This is a genomic window from Streptomyces sp. MMG1121 (assembly GCF_001280015.1).
Taxonomy (GTDB): domain Bacteria; phylum Actinomycetota; class Actinomycetes; order Streptomycetales; family Streptomycetaceae; genus Streptomyces.
On sequence record NZ_LGDV01000239.1, the window covers coordinates 1 to 3632 of the forward strand.

The window sequence follows — 3632 nt, forward strand, 5'->3', positions numbered from 1 at the left end:
GCAGGGGGCAGGGGGCAGGGGCTTGATCAACTGTGCTCACGCAACCTTGGTCGGAGCCGTCACGGTCTCCCTGCCCTCAGCTGCCGCTGGTGTTCGCTGTGCGCATGCTGGCGACCGCATCACTGATGCTGTTGCGGTACAGCCCCAGTTTGGGGTGCCGAACGACGATCGCGCCGGTCGCAAGCGGGAAGTTGAGCGTGTCGGCGTTCGGGAAGCTCTTGTCCGCGAGGACGTTGATCTCGTCGAAGCCCCCGTTGCTGCCCTTGGCGCCGATGGGATCTGTGTCCAGTACCGCATAGACCGTGTGCCCGGCGTGGACCGGCACCGCGGGGGCGCCTCCCAGGCCGCCGGGCACGAGCGGGCGGATGTCGTGCGAGCGGTCCGCGGCGTCTTTCGAGCCCAGGTCGACCACGGGGTAGTAGGAGGAGAGACCGCAGGCAGCCTTGCCGTGATTGGCCACCGAGACGACGTACTGATTCGGGCTGGAGTCGAGGCTCTTCGCGCTGACCGCGAGCTGCTCGGCTGCGCACGGGTGCTTGTAGGCGTAGGAGTCAAGGGTGGCATCCTTGCTGCCCGGCTGTGCCGCGGCCCCGCCGGTATCGGTCCCGGAGGACGAGCCGGCTCCGCTGCTGTTCTTGGAGCTGCCGGAGCCGGGGGTGGTCGTGGCCGGGCTTGCGCCGGCGCTGGAAGGGGCAGCGGCATCGTTGCCCGAGCCGCCCTGGCAGGCCGTCAGGGTCAGCGCCGCGCCGGCGGCGACGAGAACGAGCGGGATCGTACGAAGGCGAACAGTCATGCCGGGTTCTCCGTTCCAGTCTGTGTGGCTCCACCAGACGGAGGCGCATCCTCGCCGGATTCCGTGTGGTGTGCAGGTAACGCTGCCTATCTCTGTACACGGGAGGTGAGGTGAGTGGGTTGCCCCGCCCATGTCACAACTGCCCGGATCCTCTGGTGACTTGATCCGGACACTCCGCTTACCGGAGGTGCTGTTCCGTGCCCGCCGTTCTCTTCGAGATGCCTGGCGGAGACACGTTGGCCCCGACGCCGACGGGAGGAACGTCCACAGTCACGCAGTCACTCGGGGTGGCGGCTGTCCTGGTGTCCTGACGATCGCCGGTGTCACGGGCGGCCGGCGTCGGGTGCACGCCGTCCGCGAGCCAGTATTCCGGACCGGTCGTCGGGGCGGGCTCGGCGAACATGCTGCACGGCCCGGTCCGGGGCCGGAGGTCTCCTCACCAGGCCGGATCAGATTGTTCCCGGCCGGCTGAGCTTGGTACACATGCAGGTCCGTGGGAAATCGTCAGCCGAGGCCGTGGATCGTGTGGGATGAACTGCGTTCGCTGATCAAGCCGTTGTCACCCAAGCCGGGTCCACAGCTGATGGCGGGTCGGCTGCGAGTGCCGGGCCGTCAGGCCCTGTGCGGGAATCCAGCGGGAGTACCGGCCGCAGGAGCTGGGCTTCGGCTTGGGCATGACCTGCTGGCGTCGCCTGCCGCCTGCAACGAGGCAAGCGTATGGGACCAACTGCGCCTGGTGCTGCCGCTGGGTCGTGGAGCGGGCCTCATCACACGCCGTCACGTCCGAGGCCCTGCTACGACTTCGAGAACACCTGACGAATTGATCTTCGAGGTGGTTGGATCACCCCGGCTCCCAGGCGTGGGAGGTCACGGTGCGGTAGAAGTCGGCTGCGGTGACCGTGACGGGGACGCCGAGTTCGGCGGCGACCGCGGTGATCGCTCCGTCGCCGAGGGCGAGGTCGACTCCGCCGTCGGTGGTGTAATGCGGTGCGATGAACGCCTCGTAGTGGGCTCGGACTTCCTCCTCGGTGTGCCGGCCGAGGAATGCGTGCATGTGCCGCACCGTGGTGTCGGGATCGTCGCGGATCACCTGCAGAGCGCGCCGGTGGGCTCGTAGGAGGGCCTGGACCGCGGGGGCGTCAGGGTCTGTGTAGGTGGGGTCGACGGCCACCCCTACGGTGGGGATCTGGAAGTGGTCGCCGACCCAGCCCAGCATCTGCCAACCGTGCTCGGCGGCCACCGCTTCCGGTGCCATGGTGCTGCCGACCAGGGCGGCGTCGATGCTGCCGTCGTGCAGCCGGCGCAGGTCCATGCCGTAGTCGCCCGGCGGCCGGACGATGGTGTGGATGCCGCGGTCCGGGTCGAGGCCCGCCCGACGCAGCACGATCCGGGCGAAGCACCCAGGTGCGGTGTGCGGTGCGTGGACCGCCAGCCGCCGGCCGGCCAGGTCGGCCAGGGAGGTCGGGCCGGGGCGGGCCAGGAACCAGAACAGCGGGCTGCAGGTGTTGACATTGAGCGCCACCCAGGGGATGCCGTCGGTGAGTCGGGACAGCAGTGCCCGGCCGAGCCCGATGGTGGCGCCACGGCGCAGCCGTTCCTCGTCCCAGGAGCAGCCGTCCCGCAGCGCGACGTGCACGCCCTCGTCGGCGTTGTATCCCTCCTGGTCCGCGATGTAGGCGACCAGTTCCTCGTGCAGGCCTCGCCCGACGTAGGCGAGATCGATCGTGTACATGAATGTCTCCCGTCGCGTCAGTACATGGACATCCCGCCGTTGACCGCAGCCGTGGTGCCGGTCATGAAGGCGTTGTCCTCGCTGGCGTAGAAGGCGACCGCCTGGGCGACGTCGGCGGGGTGTGCCAGGCGGCCCAGGGGAGTAGCAGCCACCTGCCGCTGTTTGTGCGCGTCGTCGAATTCATCCGCGAGGCGGGTGTCCTCGACCGGGCCAGACGCGACGATGTTCACCGTGATGCCCTGCGGGCCCAGTTCCTGGGCGAGGTACCGGGCGAACTGCTCCAGCGCGGCCTTGGCTGTGCCCAGTGCGATCATGTTCTCCCGGGGCCGCTTGCTGAGGCCGGTACCGATGTAGATGATGCGCCCCCAGCGCTGTTCGGCCATGGCGGGCAGGACGGCCTTGGTGACCGCGAACGCCGCATGCATCTCGTCGTTGAGTTTGCCTCCCAGTTCCTCCCACGTCATGTCCTGGAACGACTTGATCGCGTACGGGATGAGCGCGTTGTGCACAAGCACGTCGATGCCGCTCCACGTCGCCTGGACCTGATCGACCATGCTGGCGATCGCCGCTGCCTCGCGCACGTCAGCCTGCACGGCCATGGCCTGGCCCCCTGCGGCCTCGATGCCGGCCACGACCTCGTGGGCTGCCCCGCTGTTGCGCAGGTAGTTGACCACTACGCGCATCCCTCGCGAGGCCAGAAGGTGCGCGGTAGCGGCACCGATTCCGCTGCTGGCTCCTGTCACCAACGCCACCCTGCCGATGGTCCCGGTCACGAGCCCACCTCCTGCTCACTGTCGCGGGCCGACGGTGCGACCGCTCGGAGTCGTCTTTCCCGAACAACCGGGGTCTGCCGGGCTGATCGCCCCATGAAGCACGGCGTCGACCTCGTCCGCGGCGGATCGGCCGCGGTCCAGGGCAGCCCGCGCCGCACGTGAGACGTGAGAAGGGAGCGGCCGTAGCAGCGCGCCGCGAGTGGTCTCACTTGCTTCTGGTGATGATGCATTCGCCCACCCACAGATGCGCGTGGCCGGTGATCCGCTGGACGCTGAAGTGCCGGTCGGCCGGGTGCCCACCGCGTTGCGCCGAAATCGTCGCGCGGCCCCGGAA

General features: G+C 68.9%; 3 protein-coding genes. All 3 read right to left on the reverse strand.

Features of this window, described 5'->3' with window-relative positions:
* Nucleotides 1–76: 76 nt before the first annotated feature.
* The 3 genes from ADK64_RS37435 to ADK64_RS37450 all read right to left on the reverse strand — a co-directional run bounded on the left by ADK64_RS37435 (nt 77) and on the right by ADK64_RS37450 (nt 3298).
* A complete protein-coding gene (locus tag ADK64_RS37435; RefSeq protein WP_053666556.1) occupies nt 77–793 on the reverse strand; it encodes a hypothetical protein in 717 nt (238 codons plus the stop codon).
* Nucleotides 794–1634: 841 nt separating this feature from the next.
* A complete protein-coding gene (locus tag ADK64_RS37445) occupies nt 1635–2525 on the reverse strand; it encodes an ABC transporter substrate-binding protein (RefSeq protein ID WP_053666558.1) in 891 nt (296 codons plus the stop codon).
* Between the two features lie 17 nt (nt 2526–2542).
* Entirely contained in the window at nt 2543–3298 is a 756-nt protein-coding gene (locus tag ADK64_RS37450; protein ID WP_053666559.1) for an SDR family NAD(P)-dependent oxidoreductase, read from the reverse strand.
* Nucleotides 3299–3632 lie beyond the last annotated feature (334 nt).

Bases quoted from the DNA above. Each gene is read 5' to 3' on its own strand.
- ADK64_RS37435 (WP_053666556.1), bottom strand. From the start codon at position 793: ATGACTGTTCGCCTTCGTACGATCCCGCTCGTTCTCGTCGCCGCCGGC.
- ADK64_RS37445 (WP_053666558.1), bottom strand. From the start codon at position 2,525: ATGTACACGATCGATCTCGCCTACGTCGGGCGAGGCCTGCACGAGGAA.